Here is a 20,538-nt window from a genome sequence, read left to right on the forward strand (position 1 = left end):
GCCGGGCACTCTTAGCACACTTTTTCTGCAGCCACTTAGCCCAACATTTAATCCCCCTTGCCCTACATCAACATCCGGGCTTGAGCTTACCCGGTCGGCTCTGATAGCCTACTACACTGATTTTTGGACATGAGCGTTTATGCTACAGCCTCAACCACAGCCCTCAGTACCCACACCAGATCAATATGAAAACCCGTTTGTCTGGCCGATATACAATCTGCTCTGCAATCAGTCTGAAGGGTGGAAAATCCATACTCTCGCGGCGGAGTTAAGCGCCAGGAAATTGCTTACCCGACTCGACAATGATGACTATCAGCATCTGTTCAAAACCAATTTTCTGATCATGAATGCGCTGTATCAGTTGCAGAACTTGTTGCTGCCAGCGCAATGGTTGCAGGTTGATGCCATGAATATCCGCCTGCAGTCCGCGCAAGAAATCGGGCAAGCGAACGCAACCCTGCCATACGCAAGTGATTCACTGCGTGATTATTACCTTGACTGGCAGCACTACACCTTGGACTCAGAAGAAATTCAGCATCTGCTGACTGACTTCTGGACACGCTATGCTGCCTATCAAGGATTAGCCACAGCATCAGCCACAAGCCTGGAAGATGATTTACAAGCATTCGGCCTTAGCAACAACGCTTCAGCACACGACGTACGTAAACGCTGGCGACAACTGGCGCTGAAATGGCATCCGGATCGCCCGAACGGTAACGCAGAGCAATTTAGGTCACTGTACGTCGTCTGGCAACGCTTGCGTGTCAGCACCCCGGCCTAGCGTGTGTCTCTAAGCGTAAACCTCTACTCCACATCTTCTGAGCAACCCAGTAGCCTCCCACGATAAATACTGCGTTATCTGAAGCTTGCCTTTGATTAAACGCGTTATACAAAGTCATTCAAATTTTTGAAACAAGCTGTTCGTTTCAGCCCTCTGTATGTCTGCCCTAATGCTTTCTACACTGTGTGCATAACGATTACATGCCGTATCAGAGCAAATTCGCATTCAGGAGGCCACCATGGCAATTCGACACGTCAAACAGCTCATTCGTTCTCACCCATCAGCAGATGGTGACGGCGTTAAAATTCAACGTGTAGCAGGATTTGATAACCCGGTGTTCTCTCCTTTCCTGATGATCGATGAGCTAAAATCAACCAGTGCTGACGATTACATCGGTGGCTTTCCTCCGCACCCCCATCGTGGCATTGAGACCCTGACTTACATGTTAAATGGTCATTTTCAGCACAAAGATCATATGGGTAATGTCGGCGAGTTACGTGACGGCGGCGCGCAATGGATGTCTGCCGGACGTGGCGTGATTCACAGCGAGATGCCAATCATGACAGCGGGCCAGTTGCACGGTTTCCAGATCTGGATAAACCTGCCCGCCGCCAAGAAAATGCAACCGGCTGACTACGCAGATTTTCAGCCCGAAATGATCACGGAGCACGCCCTCAACGACAACAGCCTGATCCGGGTGATCGCCGGGGATCTGACCATTCGCGGTACGACCCTGACCGGCCCGCTGCAGAAAACCGGGGTTGCTACGACCATCGCAGACTGGCATGCCAGCCGTGGCGAAGTACTGACCAGCTGCCTGAACCCGGATTTTCAGGCACTGATCTATGTCTATCGCGGGGAGGCTGAAATCAAGGGGGTCAGCATTGATGCCGGCACACTTGCTGTACTCGATCATGGCGAAGGTATCGAAGTTAGCGCGAAACAGGATACCGGTCTGCTTTTACTCTCCGGACTGCCGCTGAATGAGCCGGTTGTTCACTATGGGCCGTTTGTCATGAACTCACTGGAAGAAATTGAACAAGCCATCACCGATTATCAAAACGGTCAGTTTGTTTAGTTCGTAGCAAATGTAAAACCCGACGAAGCAGTCACCATTGGCTTTCCATAACAGCCTTGTCACCACGGTCATCGCCATAGTTGGCTGTTTAGAAATAAAAAAGCTTCCCACAGTGGGAAGCTTTTTTCACAACTTTAGTTTAGATAACCTGAAATGCTGTCAGCGCACTCAGTAAAGCGACGGCTCGCCTTCAGGACGCGTTTTGAATCGGCGATGCAACCACATATACTGCTCTGGCGCTTCCATGATAGAACGCTCAATCGCTTTATTGGTATACGCAGCCGCTGCATCCGGATCATTGTGCGGGAAGGCGTCCAATGGCGGGAAAACCTTCAGCGTGTACTGACCAGAATCGGTATTGCGGACCATCGCAAACGGCACCACAGCACATTTCGAGGCGTCCACCAGCAGGCTGGTACCTGTGGTGGTACACGCTTTCTCTACTGCAAACAGTGGCGCAAAGGTTGAACGGCGGCGACCGTAATCATGGTCAGGTGCATACCACACACGTTCTGCTGTGCGCAGCGCTCGCAGCATCCCTTTTACGTCTTTACGATCAATCATATATTTGTTAGAACGCACGCGGCCTTTAAACTGAAAGTAGTCAAAGCACGGGTTCTTATTAGGACGGTACACCCCAACCCCCGGCGTTTGCATACCAAAAGCACGCGCACCCAGTTCAAGGTTCAGGGAGTGGCAAGCAACTAGCAGCACGCCTTTGCCTTCCGCTTCCAGCTGACGGATATGTTCCATACCTTCATAGGTTACATGGCGGCGCACACGAATATCCGGCCAGAACCAGGCCATGCCGGTTTCGAACAACGCCAGACCGGTATTATCAATGTTCTTTTTCACCATCTCGTCGCGCTCTTCCTGCGACATCTCAGGAAAACACAGCTCCAGATTTCGAACGATGGTTTTCTGGCGTTTTTTCAGCAAACGAATCCCCAACCGCCCCAGCAACTGACCCAGACGGAACTGGATGAAATAAGGAAGCCAGCTGATCAGATACATCAGACCAATCATGACCAGTGTCAGCCAGTAACGCGGATGAAGAAGCGCCTTGGTGAAAGTAGGAGCTGTAAATTTACTCATTAGAATCGCTGTCCCGTTGTCTTTATTGTTATCGCACCCAGTCATCGGTAAGAGTCTGAAGCGTAAACTGAACAGCAAATTTTATGCTGCTGCCCCCGGTCATGCAAGGCTTAACACCTTCACATAAAGGGGAAGGTGCCTTTCCGAACCAACCCTAGCAGTAACCTGCTTCACCGGTTCACAATAATGCGGACAATCAAACGAAACAGAGGCAGAAAAAGGGATGACTCAGAATGACACGGCGGATGCCGTCACGGTGCAAACCTGACGACAGTCGTTTGCAGATCGCGTGCTACAGAGAGCGTATTGCAGAAAGCGCTTGCTGAATACGAGCATAAATCAGGCGGCTGCATCCTGCAGCCTCATCACATATCTCTAAGATAATAAATCCATTAAAATCCTTCCACACCACTCATATTCGGCAAACGGTGAGCAATCCCTTTGTGGCAATCAATACAGGTTTTTGAGCCATCAGCCAGGGAGCTTGAATGTTGTGTGGATGCCCGTGATGATTGACGGGTGAAGTCCATATAACTGAACTCATGGCAGTTACGGCACTCCAGCGAATCATTTTTCTTCATTCGGGTCCACTCACGCTCAGCCATGTGCAGACGACGGGCATCAAACTTTTCTTTGGTCGAAATCGCACCGGTTATCCAGGCCCACACTTCTTTGGATGCCTGCATCTTACGCGCCATTTTATCCGTCCAGTTGTGAGGTACATGACAGTCAGAGCAAATCGCCCTCACCCCGGTTCGGTTGGTAAAATGGATCGTGCCCTGTATTTCCTGATAAACATTGTTTTCATGACAACTGACACAGAAAGGTTCGGTGTTGGTCAGTTCCATCCCGGTATTGAATGCCCCCCAGAAAATGATCCCGGCGATGAATCCGCCAAGAGTAAGGAAGCCCAGACTGAAATATTTCGCCGGTGAGCGTATGATTCCCCACCACTTCTTAATCCATTGCCACATAGGATCCTCCGTTACTCTTGCTGATCTAGCAATGTATCGAGATCAGAAAAAGTGGTCCCGACGGCAGGCTTAGCATCTGTCTGCACCACGTGGCATTGTTGACAGAAGTAGCGCCGGGGCGAAAGCTCTGCCAGAAAGTTACCGTCACGGTCCATATAGTGCGTCACACTGATCATGCGGGCCTGTGTTTCTTCCACCCGGCTGCGAGCATGACAGGCCATACATTTGTTGGCATTCAGATCGACCTGATAATTATCGATCTTGTGCGGGATCACCGGCGGCTGCATCGGATAATTGCGTTTCGGTATCCGGTCGGTGTTGAGTGTATTGTTCATTGCCGGCGGCTCTGGTTCGCCCACCAGAGCAAACTTACGCAGCGTCGCCAGCTCATCGCCCTTGATCACAGTGGTGGCGGCAATCACTCCGGTAGTAAACAGCAATATCATCAGCATTATGATGCGGTTCATAGCAGGCTCCTGAGCCAATGCTTGGCTGTTGGGTATGCTCTTCTCGGTATCAGGCCTTCACGACCTTAACGGCGCATTTTTTGAAATCGGTCTGTTTGGATAACGGATCCGTTGCATCCAGTGTCACCTTGTTGATGAGCTGACTGGCATCAAACCACGGCACGTACACCAGACCTTTCGGCGGTTTATTCCGTCCCCGGGTTTCAACCCGAGTAATGATCTCACCTCGCCGCGATATCACTTTCACCGCATCACCCCGTCGCAGACCTCTGGTACGGGCATCTTCCGGATGCATGAAGACCTGTGCATTCGGATAAGCCATGTACAATTCCGGTACACGTCGGGTCATTGAACCGGAATGCCAGTGCTCCAGCACCCGTCCGGTTGAGAGCCACAAGTCATACTCTTTATCAGGACTTTCCGCCGGCGGCTCATAAGGCAGCGCAAAAATCACAGCCCTGCCATCCGGTTTTCCGTAAAATTCAAAACCGGTTCCGGGTTTCACATACGGATCGGAGCCTTCTCGGAATCGCCATAAGGTTTCTTTACCGTCGACGACCGGCCAGCGCAGCCCGCGTTCTTCGTGGTATCGCTCAAACGGTGCCAAATCATGACCGTGACCGCGTCCGAACTGGGCGTATTCTTCAAACAGCCCCTTCTGGACATAGAAACCGTATTCGGTCGATTCGTCATTACTGCGACCTTCGGCAATCTCTTCCAGCGGGAACTGATTCACCTGACCGTTAACGAACAGCACGTCAAACAGCGTTTTATCCTTATACGCAGGGTTGGCATCTAACAGATCTTTCGGCCACACCTCATCGGTCTTGAAGCGTTTGGAGAATTCCATCAACTGCCAGAGATCTGACTTGGACTCTCCCGGTGCATCGACCATCTTGTGCCAGAGTTGGGTACGGCGTTCGGCATTGCCATATCCCCCCTCTTTTTCGACCCACATGGCCGTTGGCAATACCAGATCGGCTGACTGCGCCGTGACCGTCGGGTAGGCATCCGACACCACGATAAAGTTATCCGGATTGCGATACCCCGGCAGGGTCTCTTCATTGATGTTCGCCCCGGCCTGGAGGTTGTTGTTAACCTGAATCCAGTAAACATTAATCAAACCGTCTTTGAGCATCCGGCTTTGCAGCACCGCATGAGCCCCTACCTTTTCAGGAACGGTTCCCTCCGGCAGTTTCCAGATTTTTTCAGCTGTTTTACGGTGTTCCGGATTGGTTACGACCAGATCAGCAGGCAGTCGATGCGCAAATGTCCCGACTTCACGCGCAGTACCACATGCTGACGGCTGCCCGGTCAGTGAAAATGGACTGTTGCCCGGAGTCGAAATTTTCCCGGTCAGAAGGTGAATGTTGTACACCAGGTTGTTACACCAGACACCGCGGGTATGCTGGTTAAATCCCATCGTCCAGAACGAGGTCACTTTGGTTTCCGGGTCGGCGTACAGCTCAGCCAGTTCAATCAACCGGTTTTGTGGTACACCCGACATTTCGCTGACCTTTTCAACGGTGTACTCCGCCACGAAATTTTTGAATTCATCAAAGGTCATCGGATCCGATTCGCCGCTGTCCGGATTTTTGGCTTTTTGCTGCAATGGGTTATCCGGTCTCAGACCATAGCCGATATCGGTCGCCCCACGGCGGAAATTGACATGCTTATCTACAAAGTCATGGTTCACTTTGTCGTTGGTGATGATGTAGTTGGCAATAAAATTGAGAATGGCCAAATCCGTCTGCGGGGTGAAGACAATCGGAATATCGGCCAGTTCGAAGCTACGGTGCTCAAACGTCGACAGCACAGAGACTTTAACATGCGGATTCGACAGACGCCGGTCAGTCACCCGAGTCCACAGGATCGGATGCATTTCTGCCATGTTCGATCCCCACAGCACAAAGGCATCTGCTTCTTCGATGTCGTCATAACAGCCCATAGGCTCATCGATACCAAATGTGCGGATAAACCCCACAACGGCAGAAGCCATACAGTGTCGTGCATTGGGTTCAATGTTGTTTGAACGGAACCCGCCTTTCATTAACTTTGACGCGGCATAGCCTTCATAAATCGTCCATTGGCCGGAACCAAACATCCCGATGGCCTCTGGGCCTTTGGCTTTGAGGGTCGCTTTCCATTTCTCAGCCATGATGTCGAACGCCTGCTCCCAGGTGATTGGCGTAAAATCACCCTCTTTATCAAATTTGCCGTTTTTCATTCTTAGCAACGGCTGCGTCAGGCGATCCTCCCCGTACATAATTTTGGAGAGGAAGTATCCTTTCACACAGTTCAGGCCGCGGTTTACCGGCGACTTAATATCGCCATGAGTGGCCACCACCTTGTCGTCCTTCACCCCGACATTCACCGAACACCCCACGCCGCAAAACCGGCAGGGTGCCTTTTCCCAGGTGATTTGCGTTTTGCTGGCATCGGTAACGACATTACTGGCCACAACCGGTATGGAGATACCAGCAGCGGCAGCAGCCGATGCGGCGGCCTGCGCTTTGATAAAGTTACGCCGTGAACATTTCATTGCGTCCTCACTCTGCTGCTTAATCTATGCTGACAATCTGCTGTGCCTGATCAGCAATCGGCTGTAGGCTCAATGGCTGACCAAGGCTAATAGTAGGCTCTGTAAACTCGCTCTTTAGCTGTTTTTTCATTTGGCGCTAAGTGTTTATCCCGCCATGACCTGTAAAAACCACACTAGGAAGCCGTAGCCACCAACCACAGCGACCGCCAATACAGGAAACAAAATAACGGTGATAAACAGGAAGGCTTTCAGCTCTGAGCCTCGACGATTTGCGTCACTCATAGTGATATCCCAATATCCATTCCCTATCGGTTTATTATGTTTAACTCTAGTTAGCTTCTGAGAATTTGATAACTTAGTCAGGCGGGAATTAGGACTAAAGGGGTAGCCGATCGGCGCTGACGCACGGTAGAAAAGCGATCAAGACAAAGAACCTCGATACAATGAGAATGGACTGTTGCCGGACCCATTTCAGTGATAGGCTTATTTACAGCCTAAACACCTGCTAACCATTTGTTTTATAGGCACCCTGACGATAAATGTTCAGGCTGAGAAAAACGCGTTCACAAACTGTTCAGCCAAACAGAATTCCATCAGGTATGCGAAGGGAAATGCCGGGCAATAACAAAGGCGACGCAATAAGGATTTTTCAAGAAGGACCGTCTGAAATGACAATTAGCAAGACCAAAACCAGCTTTTACCGCCGCCTTTATGTGGCATACCTGATAGATAACGGCATCGCCACGGTGCCGGGGTTACTGGAATACACCGGTATGCCGCGCCGTACAGCGCAGGACACCATCAAAAGCCTTGCTGATCTAGATATTGTCTGCACGTTTAAGCAGGCGCAAGGTGAACGCAATCGAAGCGGCATGTATGTGATTGAAGAATGGGGTGCCATTAACAAACACTGGATTCATGACAATCTGAGCGACATCAAAATGGTGCTGGACTACCCGTAACATCCCGGATTCGCCAGCGAGGCCAATCCGCGTGTTTGCGTCCTGGCTTGCACCTTTACTTGCACCTTTAGCTAAACTATTCATTGCACTCTTAGCCGCGCAATTAACGTCACTCCGCTAACTTAACTCTGCACGCTCTTTGCCCGGCTCACGTCAGACGGGCAAAGCATGTTTTGATTCCACTGCATTAGCCTCATTGCCAAAAACAACCGGCAACGGAGGCATAATCCGTAAACATTTTCCTGCAAACCCAGCCAGATACGCTAAAACTGAAAAGGGATACGCATCTTGTGGCCGACCGGGCAGATTAGCATGCGTATTTTTCCGCGATGACAGAGCTTTGTCAGAGATTTTTGATGGTAAAGTGAGCGACAGCGAAACGAATTGATTTAATTAGGGCAAAAAAATGACAGGCTTAGATGTAATGCACCCTGATTATGATAAGATTCGCCCTAATTTTGAATAAGAATCTCACTGTTTATAGAGAATACGGAATATGGCTTTTGATTTTTCTAATCTGACTGTGGATCTATCGGCAATGCCGACAACTATCGACATGGGTCACGCCTGGCTGGCAGGTCTTGTCGTTGTTCTTCTGGTGCTGTACGTCGCCAAAAAAGGCAAACCGGTAGAAATCGAGAAAGTCGTTGAAAAGGAAGTGGAGAAACTGGTCGAGGTTGAAATACCCGTCGAGAAGATTGTTGAAGTTGAAAAAGTGGTTGAAGTCGAAAAGATCGTCGAAGTTGAACCAAAACTGAAAACCGCCACGCCTGATGCGGCACTTCAGTTACTTTCACTGCTTCAGCAGGAAGCCCGTTTCATCGACTTCATGCAAGAAGATTTGAAAGGCTTTGCCGATGCTGAAATCGGTGCTGCTGCGCGCGTTATTCACGAAGGTGGCCAGAAAGTACTGAACGAGTACTTCAGCTTTGCCCCAGTGCGTAGCGAAGACGAAGAAACCCGCATTACCCTGCCACAAGGCTTTAATGCATCAGAAGTTCGTCTGACCGGCAATGTTGTTGGTGAAGCGCCATTTACCGGAACATTAATCCACCGCGGCTGGAGAGTCACTGACGTCAAACTGCCTAAACTGGCAGAAGGTCATGATGCGCGTATCATTGCCGCCGCTGAGGTAGAACTGTAATGCACGAAACACAAGAACACCGTTACAGTGTCGGTATCGACCTGGGTACCACACACTGCGTTTTATCTTACGTTGATCTGCAAGATGAAGATGCTCGCGTCAATGTGATGCCGATTGCCCAGCTGACTACGCCAGGTAATGTCGAAGAAAAAGATCAGCTGCCGTCTTTTATGTATCAGGCTCACGAGTCTGAACTGGCACCGGGCGACACGGCCCTGCCTTGGAACGGTCAACCGAAAGCCATCGTCGGTGCCATGGCTCGCCAATTAGGCAGCAAGACCCCTATCCGTCTGGTTGCCAGTGCAAAAAGCTGGCTGTGCCATGGCGGCGTAAACCGCCGTGATGCGTTTCTGCCGCTGAACAGCCCGGAAGAAGTTGAGAAGGTGTCGCCACTGGAAGCGACCCGTCAGTACCTGTCTCACCTGGCTGATGCATGGAATCACCAGCACCCTGACTCTCCGCTGTTTGATCAAGACGTGACCATTACGGTACCGGCCTCGTTTGATCCGGCAGCCCGCGACCTGACCGCCGATGCGGCCCGCGAAGTCGGTTTCCGACACATGACGTTGCTGGAAGAGCCACAAGCCGCGGTATACAGCTGGCTGAAAAACAATGAAGAAAACTGGCGTGACCAGGTTTCTGTCGGCGACGTGGTTCTGGTTGTTGATATCGGTGGTGGTACTACTGACCTTTCACTGGTTGCCGTCACTGAAGAAGACGGCAATCTGGTACTGAACCGTGTTGCAGTCGGCGATCACATCCTGCTGGGTGGCGACAACATGGATTTGGCGCTGGCTTACCGTCTGAAAATGAAACTGGCGCAGGAAGGCAAGCAGCTTCAACCATGGCAGATTCAGGCCATCACACACGCTTGTCGTGATGCGAAAGAAGCACTGCTGAGCGACCCAGAGCTGAAAACGATGCCGATCGTGGTGCCTAGCCGTGGCTCGAAGCTACTGGGCGGCACACTGCAGACTGAACTGACTCAGGAAGAAGTCCAACAGACACTGGTTGAAGGCTTCTTCCCACGCAACAGCGTTAACGAACATCCTGTCGAAATGCAGCGTGGTGCACTGACCCAGATGGGTCTGCCATACGCACAGGATGCAGCGATTTCCCGTCATGTTGCCGGCTTCCTGAGCCGTCAATCTTCTGCGGTTGATGAGCTGTTTGAGAAATACGACCAACTGCACGAAGATTTCATTCGCCCGACCGCGATTCTGTTTAACGGTGGCGTTCTGAAATCGGATCTGCTGTCACAGCGTCTGATGTCCATCATCAACAGCTGGCTGACCACCGCAGGCAGCCCGGAAGCGAAGCGCCTGCAGGGTGTGGATTTGGACTTGGCCGTTGCAAGCGGCGCCTCTTACTACGGTTCGGTGCGCAAAGGCAAAGGCGTTCGTATCCGTGGCGGTATTGCAAGCAGCTACTACGTAGGTATCGAAAGTTCAATGCCTGCAATTCCGGGCATGGAGCCACCGTTGGAAGCTCTGTGTGTGGCACCGTTTGGGATGGAAGAAGGCACTCATGCCGACGTCCCAAGCCGTGAATTTGGTCTGGTGATCGGTCAGCCGGTTCAGTTCAAATTCTTTGGCTCAACGGTTCGCCGAGAAGACCCGGCCGGCACCCATCTGGACTGGTGGCAACCGGAAGAACTGGAAGAGCTGCCTGCGATTCAGGTTACCCTGCCAGTTTCTGAAGGTCGTACTGCAGGTGAAGTGGTCCCTGTTCGTCTGGCTTCTCGTGTGACTGAACTGGGTACTTTGTGCCTGGAAGCGATTCCGACTGACGGCGGCCAGAAATGGCAGGTCGAATTCGACGTTCGCGACAAGTAATCCCCTCCATAAAACGGCGCTTAATGCGCCGTTTTTCTTACCGTTCGTTATTGTAATCAAAGATTTGACTCAACAGAGACCGGTTTACAACGTTATAATGGCCGCTGTCTTTTTGCATACTAATCTGAATAAGGAAGATTCAGTTTCCGGTCAGTCCCCTTTCAGCCCATCCTGATAAGGTGATTTTCAAAACCTGTATCCGCACTGAATCCTACATGTTCTGAACACTGAATGATCAGCCTGGAGTAATCATGTCATCCCCTCGTTATCTTGTCGGTATTGACCTCGGGACAACCCATACCGTTGTTGCCTACACCCCGATTTCTGACGATCTAGAATCGAGTCCAATCAAGATATTTGAAATTGATCAGCTCATTGCTCCGGGAGAGGTCGCCCGTAAGCCGCTGCTTCCGTCATTCCGGTACCACCCTGCCGACGGTGAGATTGATCCGTCACAGCTGGTGCTGCCGTGGGACAATACGCCGGTTCGCGGTGACATTCCTCATGCCATTATTGGTGATTTTGCCCGTGAACTTGGCGCTAAAGTAGAAGGCCGTCAGGTCGTCAGTGCAAAAAGCTGGTTGTCACACACCGGCGTTGACCGTAATGAGCCTATCCTGCCTTGGTCTGCCAACACCAGCGTGCAGAAAGTGTCTCCGGTCGTTGCCAGTGCCAGTTACCTGAACCATGTACGCCAGGCGTGGGACTACCACCACCCGGATGCCAAACTGAACAGACAGGAAGTCGTCATTACAGTGCCGGCTTCTTTCGATGAATCAGCCCGTGCGCTGACCCTGGAAGCCTCAGCCATGGCCGGTTTAACCAATATTCTGTTATTGGAAGAGCCACAGGCAGTCTGCTACGACTGGTATGCACAGAATAAATCGCAGGCGGAGCATCTGCTGCAGGATATTCCGTTGCTGATGGTCTGCGATGTCGGCGGGGGAACCACAGACCTCAGCCTGATTAAAGTCGGTACGAAAGCAGGTAAACTTACATTGGATCGTATCGGTGTCGGGGATCACCTGATGCTGGGTGGTGACAATATTGACCTGGCTCTGGCACATCTGGCTGAAAAACGACTTCACGGCGACAGTAAAAAGCTCAGCGCCGCCGGACTATCAAAGCTGATTCAGCAAACCCGCAAAGTCAAAGAACGTCTGCTCTCTGGTAACGCGCCGGAAAGTGCCAACATCACCATGCTTGGCAGCGGTTCACGCCTGATTGGCGGAGCAAAAAGTGTGGCTCTAACCCGTGATGAAGTACACGGAGTTGCGCTTGATGGCTTTTTCCCTCGCACTGCGTTCAGTGATCAGCCTGCCCATCGTCAAGCTGCCGTGGTAGAGTTTGGCCTGCCCTATGCTGCCGATCCGGCAATCAGTAAACACCTGGCGCAGTTTATCTCATTGCACGACAGTGTTTGCCGCGAATCTCTTCGTGAAAAAGGCATTGAGTTATCCAAAGAACAACCCGCAATTCCGGCCGCTGTGATCCTTAACGGCGGTGTGTTTAACAGTCCACTGCTCTCCGAGCGGGTGCTGGAAAACTTTTCCGCATGGCGAGGTGACACTGTCACTGAGCTTGAGAATCCACATCCGGATCTGGCCGTCGCCTTTGGTGCTGTTGCGTATGCCAAAGCCCGTCACGGGGCACAGCTTAAAATCGGTGGCGGTTCAGCCCGCTCATTCTTTCTGGTTCTGGATGACAAGAAAAAAGACAGACAAGGCTTATGCTTGCTGCCGAAAGGGCTGGATGAAGGCACTGAAATTCGTCTGAAAGATCGTAAATTTGCCCTGACGCTGGGCGAACCGGTTCGTTTCAACCTTGTTTCTTCCACTGACGATCAGCACACACAAGCCGGCAAGCTTTACCCTATCGATCATGAGAGCTTCGTTAGTCTGCCGCCTTTCATTGCCACACTCGACAGTGAGCGGGATCGCTCTGAACTGGCTGCCAACCAGAAAGATCGCGAGGAAGTTACCCTGGCCTGCCAGCTTACCGAGGTGGGAACACTGCAACTGGAATGCGTCAGTACCCAGGACGACACCAAACGCTGGAAAGTCGAATTTGCCATCCGAAAAGATCTGGCAAAACTGAATCAGTCTGGTCACGCGAATCTGGCCGAGTCCGGTGTACCAGCCAAAATGGATGACGCAGTAGCACTCATTAAACAAGTGTACGGTGGCAGCACCAAAACGGCCGATCCAAAAGCCATCAAAACCATCAACAAACAACTGGAAAAATTACTGGGGAAACGAGATAGCTGGGAAACGCCGTGTTTGCGAGAGCTGGCCAATGCTCTGCTCGACAGCCGCAAGCGCCGTCGCCGTTCAGATTTACACGAACGAAACTGGCTAAAACTGGCCGGATTTACGATGCGTCCCGGTTTTGGTTACCCATCAGATGAATGGCGCATGGAGCAAATCTGGTCGCTTTACCAGCATGGTATTCAGTTTGATAACCCGAAAACCTGGAGCGACTGGTGGACCTTCTGGCGGCGCGTCGCCGGGGGGCTGACTCAGGAACAGCAAAAACTGATTTTTAAGGAAATTGCCAAGTACATTAATCCGTCGGCATTGCGAAACAGTAAGCTGGCTAAAGAAATGCAGGATCGCAGCTACGAGGACATGGTTCGTTTAGCAGCATCACTGGAAAACCTGCCGTTTGAGTACAAACTGCAGCTGATTGAGTGGCTTTTCGGCCGCTTGCAGAAGCCCCAGTTCGCTCAGGCACATTGGTGGGCCATTGGCCGGATTGCAACGCGTAGCCCGTTTTATGGCAGTGCGCATAACCTGCTAACACCACAGCACGTTGCCTACTGTTTACCAGAGCTGATGGATCTCGATTGGCGCAATGATTCCAACATCGCCTTTGCGGCCGTTATGATGTGCCGCATGACCGGTGACCGGGCACTGGATGTGGATGATGAAAGCCGTCAGGCTGTACTGGAAAAACTGAAGCTCAGCAAAGTACCTGAAAGCTGGATTGAGATGGTATCTTCCGTGAAAATGCTGACAGAAAGCGAAACAAAACGCGTATTTGGTGATGCACTACCAGCAGGTCTTCGCTTGCTCGATTAAGGTTCTGTTAGGGTTCGGCTGGTAATCTCTGTGGCATAAATAAAACGACTTTTTACTTTTGAGCAATTTTAGTCCTTTTTTGCCGAGCGAGTAATACCAGATGAACCGAGCCCAATACCAAATTATCGCACAACGTATTTTTAAATCTGACAATCAACGCGTTGCTGTCGAAGCTGTAGTGTTTGAAGGCCTTTCCAGCTACGAAGCTGAGAAACGCTTTGATGTTCCTAAGGGCACACTGTCACGTAATGTTCGTAAGTACAAGCGTGAAGTAGACTACATCAAGAGTGTCACAACAGCCTGACCGCTGTTGCTGACAGGGAAGAAAATAAAAACGGAGAGCAGTGCTCTCCGTTTTTATTTCTATCAGTTCAAGGTGCTAAACAGTGCCAGTTTCCTGCAAGCAAACACCTACTAGCAAGCACCTACAAATAAATACTCGCAAACAAGCACCCGCAAACCATCACTGGCACAAAAAGTGTGTCCTAACTGGCTCTGTTTGCTGGCTAATGTCGCTATCACATACGTAGCATTTCGTCTCGCCCGCGTAACCAGACGGATGCCAGAAACATCAGTACACTAGCAACCAGCAGTATCGCGTTCAACCAGCCTAACATCAAATAAGCGGGCAGAGGTTCACTGCTGGTCAATACGGTTACCGGTAGCCAGTAAATATCAGAGAGTCGACTTCCCAGTTCCGTTGAACCCGTCGCCTGAATCATCGCAACCTTGAAGATAACAATCGCCATAATCACTGTTAATAGTGGATAACGTGTCAGCTGAGAAACTGCCAGCAGCAAGGTGGCAATCGGCAATAATGCCAGGCTCATCAAGCCAAGGCGCGTCACATAACCAATCCAGTGCATTGCGGCACCAGTTACTGAAATGCCCAGCGAGGCAATTACGTCCTGCGGCATAAAGAGCGACGCCAGCACCCAGACAATGGCATCAGCGCTAAGCAACAAAACGGAAGAGATAGCGGGAATAACCACCAGCGCGAAACAAAGCTTGGCCGCCACTGCCAGCGTGTCAGACACAGGCATTGAACGCCAGAACATCAGACTTCCCTCTTGTTTTTCTTTACGCATCGTCTTCGGAACATAAATAAAAAACAGCACTAAAGAAACAATACCGGCGAGCAACTCATTCAATTTCCCGATGAGTCCCGCAAACGCATCCGCTTCGATTCCCCAGTCAATCATCGCGCCCGAGCTCTTTACAGAGAACATCACCTGACTGTCTCCGCTAAGAACAATGGCAAAATTGACCACGGCAAACACGACAAGAAACAACGGCAGCTTGATAACGATTCGATATTCCAGCAGTTCTTTCTGTAGCAACGTCATCCAGCTTTTCATTGTTCCTCCTGCTGTAATGCCAAAAACACTTCTGCCAACGTTGGGATAGAGAGTTCCCCTAAGCGAGCCAGTTTTTCAGGGGGCTGATTGCGGTAATACCCCACTCGAGAATTTGCCCCATGTTGAATCCAAACCGGGCGGGCCACTTCTGCAGCATGGTATTGCTCGGGCAATAACTGTACTTTCGTCAGTTGAGTAACCGCATCGGCAATGGTTCCCATAAACACAGGCTTGCCGCGTTTTAAAATCAACACATCAGTCAGTAAATGGGCAATTTCATCAACTTCGTGGCTGGCAATAATTAACGCTCGGTCGTCTTGCTCAAACCATTGCATCAGGTGCTGGTAAAATGTCTCACGGAACATTAAATCCAGTCCCAGAGTAGGCTCATCAAGAATCAGAACTTTTGCCTGACTCGACATAACCAACCCTAAATGCAACTGCACTTTCATGCCTTTAGACAGACGAGAGATTCGGGTTGATAACTGTATATTTGTTTTTTTCAGAAACTCATGAACAGCGTCTTTACTGAATTTCGGGTGCACGCCGGACACAAAATTGATCACCTGCTTCACGGTCATCCACTCCGGTAACATGGCAACATCAGAGATGTAGGCCAGATCCCGGACGATGTTCACCCGATCCTTACGGGGCGACAACCCAAAAACAGAAAGCTCGCCATCAAAATCATGGGCACCAAGTAAACTTTTGATTAATGATGATTTTCCTGCACCATTGTGGCCAAGCAGCCCCATCACCTGCCCGGCTTTCAATTCAAAACTGACATCCATCAGGGCTTTAAACCGGCCATAAGATTTGCTCAGTTGTTTCGCTTTAATTAAAGTTTCCACACTTTACGCCTGTATATTTTTTCTTTGCATTTATTTTTTGACAGGCCAGATTTCTTGGCACAATCAATGCTGAAGCACTAGTTTATACCAAGCCTAAATTGATATACAGAATCCGATAGATTGCTCAGTTGATAGCACAGAATGAGCAAGATGACAGCGTCCGTTTCAATTGTAAGAAACTTATATTACATCAGACAAAGGAAAGACAATAAAAGACAGAAGCGCCAAACCATATTTGGCGCCCAAGTAAGAGGTAAAGAGAAAATCACTCTCTTTAATCATTAGAATTCATTGAGAGTTAACTGTGTACGCATTACACGCAACAGAAAATCGATAATTAAATGGCTTAATTATCGGTGAACAAGATATCTTTTTCTTATTCACGAATCAGAACTTGGTGCTCAAAACTCGTTAACTAAATATATGCAGTCAGTTTTATACTTCGTAGCTGTTTTCCAGCAATTCTTCCGGGTGTACCCCGTCTTTTTCCATCTGCGCCAGGATCTCATTCATACGAACCTTACGCGACTCTTCTTTAAACTCGTGCAACACAGCAATCAAGTTATTAATCTTCTGTAATGGAATACGCTTAATTACAGCTTTCTGACGACCAGGAACCTCATCAGCAAAATCAATCAATATCTGGCGGTAATCAACGCGCTCTTCTTTAACTGAACCTGATTTACTATCAACGCTTTTCAGCATCGCTGATAGCGCCTTTTCAGCGGCAGCAAAATTATCCATGAATTATACCTCTTAAACCGAATACCACATCCGGCTCATTCTGAATCGACAGAAGATATGATTGACTCTCAGCGAGGCACGGAATTGATAATCGAAAAGTCACAACAAAAAACACAGCCTCAGAACTGAGCTGGTTTGACAAACATTCTGAACCACATTCAATATGCAGGACACTCGTCATTTAAAGCATTGTCATTGAGAGCATAGAGCGTGGCAATCAGAAACCACTAAGGTTAGACAGGCCGATGATACCTCTACTTCTTGTACATGTGAACTTAAATTTCTGCAAAATTAACCTTCGTTCAGGTAGTAGCAGGTTTTTGTTCTTTCAAAATGAGTGTGGTTCACACTTGTTTGTTTGGCAACAGTTTATCTATATGAATCGTATCCTCTATAATATCTGCAAATATTTCCATACATACGCGCCTAATTAAATCATGCCAATTTCACAGACTCGTCCAATTAAACATTTCGCTTTTCTGCTCATTGCCAGTTTAGTCCCAATTACCAGTTTCGCTTCAGTTAAGGTTAATGGATCGTTCACTGCCTCAGAACGGTGCCCGGCTTTTCAATCCATCAAGAAACAAGCTAACCCGGGCGACTGGTACACTGATTCCGGCAACACCTATCAGGCATTACAGCTTAACAAACCAAATGGCGACTGGGTTCAGTTGGCCATTCCTGGTGCTCACCCGCAAGAACGCTGGGTAAACCTTAATTGCGGTAAAGCGGATTTCACACAATCTCAGTCGCCGCCATTTACGGCATCTCAGAATAATAAACGCCAAAACAACCAATGCCAGATTCCAAACCAGCATGACTCCTATGTTCTGGCTGTCAGTTGGCAAAAAGGATTTTGTGAGCACAACAAAAATGCCAATCAAAAACCTGAATGCCGTGCGATTAACCACAATAAACTCACTGTTAATAATCTGACCTTGCACGGTTTATGGCCGAATCGAAATGTTTGTGGCACCCAATATGGGTACTGTGAACCCGCTGAGCCAATGCGCCTTTCACCTTCCACGATAAAAGCGATCGCTCCCTGGATGCCTAACTTTTATTATGAAACTGACTTTGGTGAATACCAGTGGAAGAAACACGGTGCCTGCCAGAACCGCGCAGATGACGACTATTTCTTATTGGCCACAAAATTAGTGCAACAGGTCGATCAGTCTGTGGTAGGGCAATTCATTAAAGCTAACATTGGCAAATCCGTCCCTGTAACTCACTTCCGTGAGATGATGGTTGCGTCATTGGGCGAAAGTGCAACCCAAGGTATTCAGCTTTCTTGCCTGAACGGTCATTATCTGCAAGAGATACGCCTTTCACTGCCGAATGATTTTGAACAACACTCAACACTACGTGCCAAGCTTGAAGCATATTCTGCCCAGACCGGTTTTAAAAAACGGGGACAAGACAAGGCGTTCAGAGGGAACTGTCAGGCCAATATCCGCATCGAGGATTAAACGCTCCCCCAGTTATTGCCAGGAATCCTGATTTTCCCACAACACAAATGTTCTCCCATGACACGAATGCAGCCTGTAATGGCCTTACCGGCTGCATTTGTTTCTACCCTTAGCACGCTATCCTTACTTAGCGCCGCTCCTCGTCATGGTTTGATTAAACACCGCGAATGCTTCTCTTGCATTTTTACGACAGGCACACAATCATCAGTCAATCAGTAGCCAGTAGCCAGTAGCCAGTAGCCAGATATCCAATAACAGACATACACAGCCAGACAGTTACAAACCAGAGATAAGATGGGGAATTTTTCACCAAACAACCGACCTGTTCTGAGAGATAGCTTAAATTTCTCGTGGAGAGGCTATTGCATTCTTTATTTTCTTGAGTACACTCATTTGCACTAACGTAATGAATATAAAGCCTTTTGGCGGACATTAGCGCAGCCTGGTAGCGCACTACTCTGGGGGAGTAGGGGTCGCTGGTTCGAATCCAGTATGTCCGACCAGAAGGCTTTTTTATTCTGATGCATCTTCCCTACTCTCAACATTCACTTTCAGAGCACCTTTTTCATGCCTCCTTCGGCTGAAGGTATTTTTCTGTGTACCTTTCCTCAATCCTTTGTTACCAGTGAAATTTTAGTCATCTCTGATTAATAATGCCGCAGATCCCGTCGCGACATGATGACGATTCTGACCGTTAGTTTACAGAAAGTTATCAATAAATTAAGGTAGTATACTTACAGCAGGCTTGAGCGTATGTTGTTCAGTCATGCTGCTAATGATGAATAGTAATGAGGCTTTCACAGATATATGGTTCCACTTCTTTTATGAAACTGCTGTTTTTCTTACGCATCAGTGTTGTTTTTCTGATTCTGTTTGCCTCATCTGCCTTGCTTGTTGATCGGTGGTTTACGTCTCAGGCTTCGTCGCGAATTTTTGAAGATACTGCAGATATCCCAGCCCGCTCAGTCGGTCTGGTGCTGGGCACCAGCAAATATATCGCGAAGTCACTGAACCCCTACTATCAATACCGGATGAATGCCGCCCAAAACCTGTACCAGTTAGGTAAGGTAAATGTGCTGCTACTCAGTGGTGATAATGCCCATCGTTCTTACAATGAACCCTGGACCATGAAGCGGGACTTATTGAAGGCCGGGATCCCGGATCAAAACATCGTGCTGGATTACGCGGGGTTCAGAACGCTGGACTCTGTAGTGCGCGCTAAAAGTGTGTTCGATGCCGACCACTTTGTCATTATCACACAGCGCTTTCACTGCGAACGGGCACTCTTTATTGCTAAACAAAACAACATCGATGCCATTTGTCTGGCCGTACCTGAACCCAAAGGTGCTGCGGGAATGAAAATCCGTGTTAGGGAAGTATTCGCACGCGTAAAAGCGGTTATTGATATCTATGTGCTAGATATGCAGCCGAAGTTTCCGGGACCGAAAGAGCCAATCTTGCAACAAAGGCTTGAACAGGATGCCCCACATTCATCACTGTAAGCCCGCAACGCACACGCTGACGTAAATATAATGCTGTGTCATCAATTCCTTTCGATGAACCGGCTGACTAACGGATACAAAAACGCCACTGAGTTTCAGTGGCGTTTTTCATCACAAATACTGTTCAATTGACTTTCGCCTTAGAGCCGTCGGCAAAGGATCTGATAAATTTTGCTCTTACGCTACGCATGTGAGTTTGTACTTCACTCTGAATGCGCTTTTTCATCAAAACCTTCTTTGTACTCATTGTGTCCCTAGCCTTTTTGTATATTAATTATGATTCCTTTTTACTTATGATACATAAGGCATAACAGTAACTAAATACTGTATTCATCAGGTGCCAACCTTAATTGGAGCAAGATCACACTTGTTTCGCCAAAAACCTGCTGTGCGTCCATAACACCAGTCAAAGTATTGACATTGTTGTTCAGGTCAGATTCATCCAAATGATGCCCTTCTGCCAGGCGAACATCATCATTACGCCACGACTTTTTTGTTAACATATCTGACGGTGTACCCCATAAGATGCGACGGGGAATACTTTCTGTTTCATGGGTGACAGCTTCAATGGGTATATTCCCACACATTCCCTGAACACCAACTCACAAAAAGAAAAACCCACCCGATAAAGGCACAACATTTGCGCGCTCTTTGGT

At 49.1% G+C, this 20,538-nt stretch carries 18 protein-coding genes and 1 tRNA gene; 10 read left to right on the forward strand and 9 right to left on the reverse strand.

Annotated elements, in window-relative coordinates; all coding sequences use genetic code 11:
* The first annotated feature begins 139 nt into the window (after window positions 1–139).
* Window positions 140–781, forward strand: coding sequence for a DNA-J related domain-containing protein (locus tag FH974_RS08635; protein WP_047885516.1), 642 nt, complete (start codon window positions 140–142; stop codon window positions 779–781).
* 238 nt (window positions 782–1,019) lie between these two features.
* A complete protein-coding gene (locus tag FH974_RS08640; RefSeq protein WP_047885517.1) occupies window positions 1,020–1,859 on the forward strand; it encodes a pirin family protein in 840 nt (279 codons plus the stop codon).
* Window positions 1,860–2,027: 168 nt separating this feature from the next.
* Here the strand turns inward: FH974_RS08640 and lpxL are convergent, their stop codons facing one another.
* The 5 genes from lpxL to torE form a co-directional block, all read right to left on the reverse strand.
* Window positions 2,028–2,954: an LpxL/LpxP family Kdo(2)-lipid IV(A) lauroyl/palmitoleoyl acyltransferase gene (lpxL, locus tag FH974_RS08645; protein ID WP_047885518.1), complete on the reverse strand. Its 927-nt coding sequence runs from the start codon at window positions 2,952–2,954 to the stop codon at window positions 2,028–2,030.
* A gap of 392 nt (window positions 2,955–3,346) precedes the next feature.
* The gene (locus tag FH974_RS08650) at window positions 3,347–3,928 is read right to left on the reverse strand and encodes a NapC/NirT family cytochrome c (RefSeq protein WP_047885519.1); all 582 of its coding nucleotides are present in this window, start codon (window positions 3,926–3,928) and stop codon (window positions 3,347–3,349) included.
* Between the two features lie 11 nt (window positions 3,929–3,939).
* The gene (locus FH974_RS08655; protein WP_047885520.1) at window positions 3,940–4,395 is read right to left on the reverse strand and encodes a nitrate reductase cytochrome c-type subunit; all 456 of its coding nucleotides are present in this window, start codon (window positions 4,393–4,395) and stop codon (window positions 3,940–3,942) included.
* A gap of 49 nt (window positions 4,396–4,444) precedes the next feature.
* Window positions 4,445–6,937: a nitrate reductase catalytic subunit NapA gene (napA, locus tag FH974_RS08660; protein WP_047885521.1), complete on the reverse strand. Its 2,493-nt coding sequence runs from the start codon at window positions 6,935–6,937 to the stop codon at window positions 4,445–4,447.
* A gap of 144 nt (window positions 6,938–7,081) precedes the next feature.
* The gene (gene torE / locus FH974_RS08665) at window positions 7,082–7,219 is read right to left on the reverse strand and encodes a trimethylamine N-oxide reductase system protein TorE (protein ID WP_084712569.1); all 138 of its coding nucleotides are present in this window, start codon (window positions 7,217–7,219) and stop codon (window positions 7,082–7,084) included.
* A gap of 386 nt (window positions 7,220–7,605) precedes the next feature.
* Between torE and FH974_RS08670 the strand changes: the two genes are divergently transcribed.
* The 5 genes from FH974_RS08670 to FH974_RS08690 all read left to right on the forward strand — a co-directional run bounded on the left by FH974_RS08670 (window position 7,606) and on the right by FH974_RS08690 (window position 14,262).
* The gene (locus FH974_RS08670) at window positions 7,606–7,899 is read left to right on the forward strand and encodes a winged helix-turn-helix domain-containing protein (RefSeq protein WP_047885522.1); all 294 of its coding nucleotides are present in this window, start codon (window positions 7,606–7,608) and stop codon (window positions 7,897–7,899) included.
* A 517-nt stretch (window positions 7,900–8,416) separates the two neighbouring features.
* On the forward strand, window positions 8,417–9,043 hold the full coding sequence (locus FH974_RS08675) for a DUF2760 domain-containing protein (RefSeq protein WP_207103702.1): 627 nt from the start codon (window positions 8,417–8,419) through the stop codon (window positions 9,041–9,043).
* Complete coding sequence (locus FH974_RS08680) at window positions 9,043–10,878, forward strand: Hsp70 family protein (RefSeq protein ID WP_047885524.1); 1,836 nt, start codon at window positions 9,043–9,045, stop codon at window positions 10,876–10,878. Before FH974_RS08675 ends, FH974_RS08680 begins: the two co-directional genes overlap by 1 nt.
* A gap of 251 nt (window positions 10,879–11,129) precedes the next feature.
* Entirely contained in the window at window positions 11,130–13,958 is a 2,829-nt protein-coding gene (locus FH974_RS08685; RefSeq protein WP_047885525.1) for an Hsp70 family protein, read from the forward strand.
* A 100-nt stretch (window positions 13,959–14,058) separates the two neighbouring features.
* Complete coding sequence (locus FH974_RS08690; protein WP_047885526.1) at window positions 14,059–14,262, forward strand: helix-turn-helix domain-containing protein; 204 nt, start codon at window positions 14,059–14,061, stop codon at window positions 14,260–14,262.
* Window positions 14,263–14,476: 214 nt separating this feature from the next.
* Here the strand turns inward: FH974_RS08690 and FH974_RS08695 are convergent, their stop codons facing one another.
* From FH974_RS08695 to FH974_RS08705, 3 genes are all read right to left on the reverse strand, one after another.
* Entirely contained in the window at window positions 14,477–15,316 is an 840-nt protein-coding gene (locus FH974_RS08695; protein ID WP_047885527.1) for a hypothetical protein, read from the reverse strand.
* Complete coding sequence (locus FH974_RS08700; RefSeq protein ID WP_047885528.1) at window positions 15,313–16,167, reverse strand: ABC transporter ATP-binding protein; 855 nt, start codon at window positions 16,165–16,167, stop codon at window positions 15,313–15,315. Before FH974_RS08700 ends, FH974_RS08695 begins: the two co-directional genes overlap by 4 nt.
* Window positions 16,168–16,602: 435 nt before the next feature.
* Window positions 16,603–16,911 (reverse strand): hypothetical protein, encoded by a 309-nt coding sequence (locus tag FH974_RS08705; RefSeq protein ID WP_047885529.1) that lies wholly within the window; start codon window positions 16,909–16,911, stop codon window positions 16,603–16,605.
* A 437-nt stretch (window positions 16,912–17,348) separates the two neighbouring features.
* Here FH974_RS08705 and FH974_RS08710 point away from each other — a divergent pair, with 437 nt between their 5' ends.
* The 3 genes from FH974_RS08710 to FH974_RS08720 all read left to right on the forward strand — a co-directional run bounded on the left by FH974_RS08710 (window position 17,349) and on the right by FH974_RS08720 (window position 19,882).
* Complete coding sequence (locus tag FH974_RS08710; protein ID WP_047885530.1) at window positions 17,349–18,380, forward strand: ribonuclease T2 family protein; 1,032 nt, start codon at window positions 17,349–17,351, stop codon at window positions 18,378–18,380.
* A gap of 426 nt (window positions 18,381–18,806) precedes the next feature.
* Window positions 18,807–18,883, forward strand: a tRNA-Pro gene (locus FH974_RS08715).
* A gap of 321 nt (window positions 18,884–19,204) precedes the next feature.
* Window positions 19,205–19,882 carry a SanA/YdcF family protein gene (locus tag FH974_RS08720; RefSeq protein ID WP_047885531.1) on the forward strand — a complete coding sequence of 226 codons (678 nt, stop codon included), beginning with the start codon at window positions 19,205–19,207 and terminating at the stop codon, window positions 19,880–19,882.
* 317 nt (window positions 19,883–20,199) lie between these two features.
* Here FH974_RS08720 and FH974_RS08725 read toward each other — a convergent pair whose 3' ends face one another.
* Window positions 20,200–20,469: a hypothetical protein gene (locus FH974_RS08725; RefSeq protein ID WP_047885532.1), complete on the reverse strand. Its 270-nt coding sequence runs from the start codon at window positions 20,467–20,469 to the stop codon at window positions 20,200–20,202.
* Window positions 20,470–20,538 lie beyond the last annotated feature (69 nt).

Origin of the sequence: Photobacterium ganghwense (assembly GCF_017329545.1) — a bacterium.
GTDB lineage: Bacteria > Pseudomonadota > Gammaproteobacteria > Enterobacterales > Vibrionaceae > Photobacterium > Photobacterium ganghwense.

Coding starts and splice junctions, on each gene's coding strand:
- FH974_RS08635 (WP_047885516.1), top strand. CDS start 140: ATGCTACAGCCTCAACCACAGCCCTCAGTACCCACACCAGATCAATAT.
- FH974_RS08640 (WP_047885517.1), top strand. CDS start 1,020: ATGGCAATTCGACACGTCAAACAGCTCATTCGTTCTCACCCATCAGCA.
- lpxL (WP_047885518.1), bottom strand. CDS start 2,954: ATGAGTAAATTTACAGCTCCTACTTTCACCAAGGCGCTTCTTCATCCG.
- FH974_RS08650 (WP_047885519.1), bottom strand. CDS start 3,928: ATGTGGCAATGGATTAAGAAGTGGTGGGGAATCATACGCTCACCGGCG.
- FH974_RS08655 (WP_047885520.1), bottom strand. CDS start 4,395: ATGAACCGCATCATAATGCTGATGATATTGCTGTTTACTACCGGAGTG.
- napA (WP_047885521.1), bottom strand. CDS start 6,937: ATGAAATGTTCACGGCGTAACTTTATCAAAGCGCAGGCCGCCGCATCG.
- torE (WP_084712569.1), bottom strand. CDS start 7,219: ATGAGTGACGCAAATCGTCGAGGCTCAGAGCTGAAAGCCTTCCTGTTT.
- FH974_RS08670 (WP_047885522.1), top strand. CDS start 7,606: ATGACAATTAGCAAGACCAAAACCAGCTTTTACCGCCGCCTTTATGTG.
- FH974_RS08680 (WP_047885524.1), top strand. CDS start 9,043: ATGCACGAAACACAAGAACACCGTTACAGTGTCGGTATCGACCTGGGT.
- FH974_RS08685 (WP_047885525.1), top strand. CDS start 11,130: ATGTCATCCCCTCGTTATCTTGTCGGTATTGACCTCGGGACAACCCAT.
- FH974_RS08690 (WP_047885526.1), top strand. CDS start 14,059: ATGAACCGAGCCCAATACCAAATTATCGCACAACGTATTTTTAAATCT.
- FH974_RS08695 (WP_047885527.1), bottom strand. CDS start 15,316: ATGAAAAGCTGGATGACGTTGCTACAGAAAGAACTGCTGGAATATCGA.
- FH974_RS08705 (WP_047885529.1), bottom strand. CDS start 16,911: ATGGATAATTTTGCTGCCGCTGAAAAGGCGCTATCAGCGATGCTGAAA.
- FH974_RS08710 (WP_047885530.1), top strand. CDS start 17,349: ATGCCAATTTCACAGACTCGTCCAATTAAACATTTCGCTTTTCTGCTC.
- FH974_RS08720 (WP_047885531.1), top strand. CDS start 19,205: ATGAAACTGCTGTTTTTCTTACGCATCAGTGTTGTTTTTCTGATTCTG.
- FH974_RS08725 (WP_047885532.1), bottom strand. CDS start 20,469: ATGTGTGGGAATATACCCATTGAAGCTGTCACCCATGAAACAGAAAGT.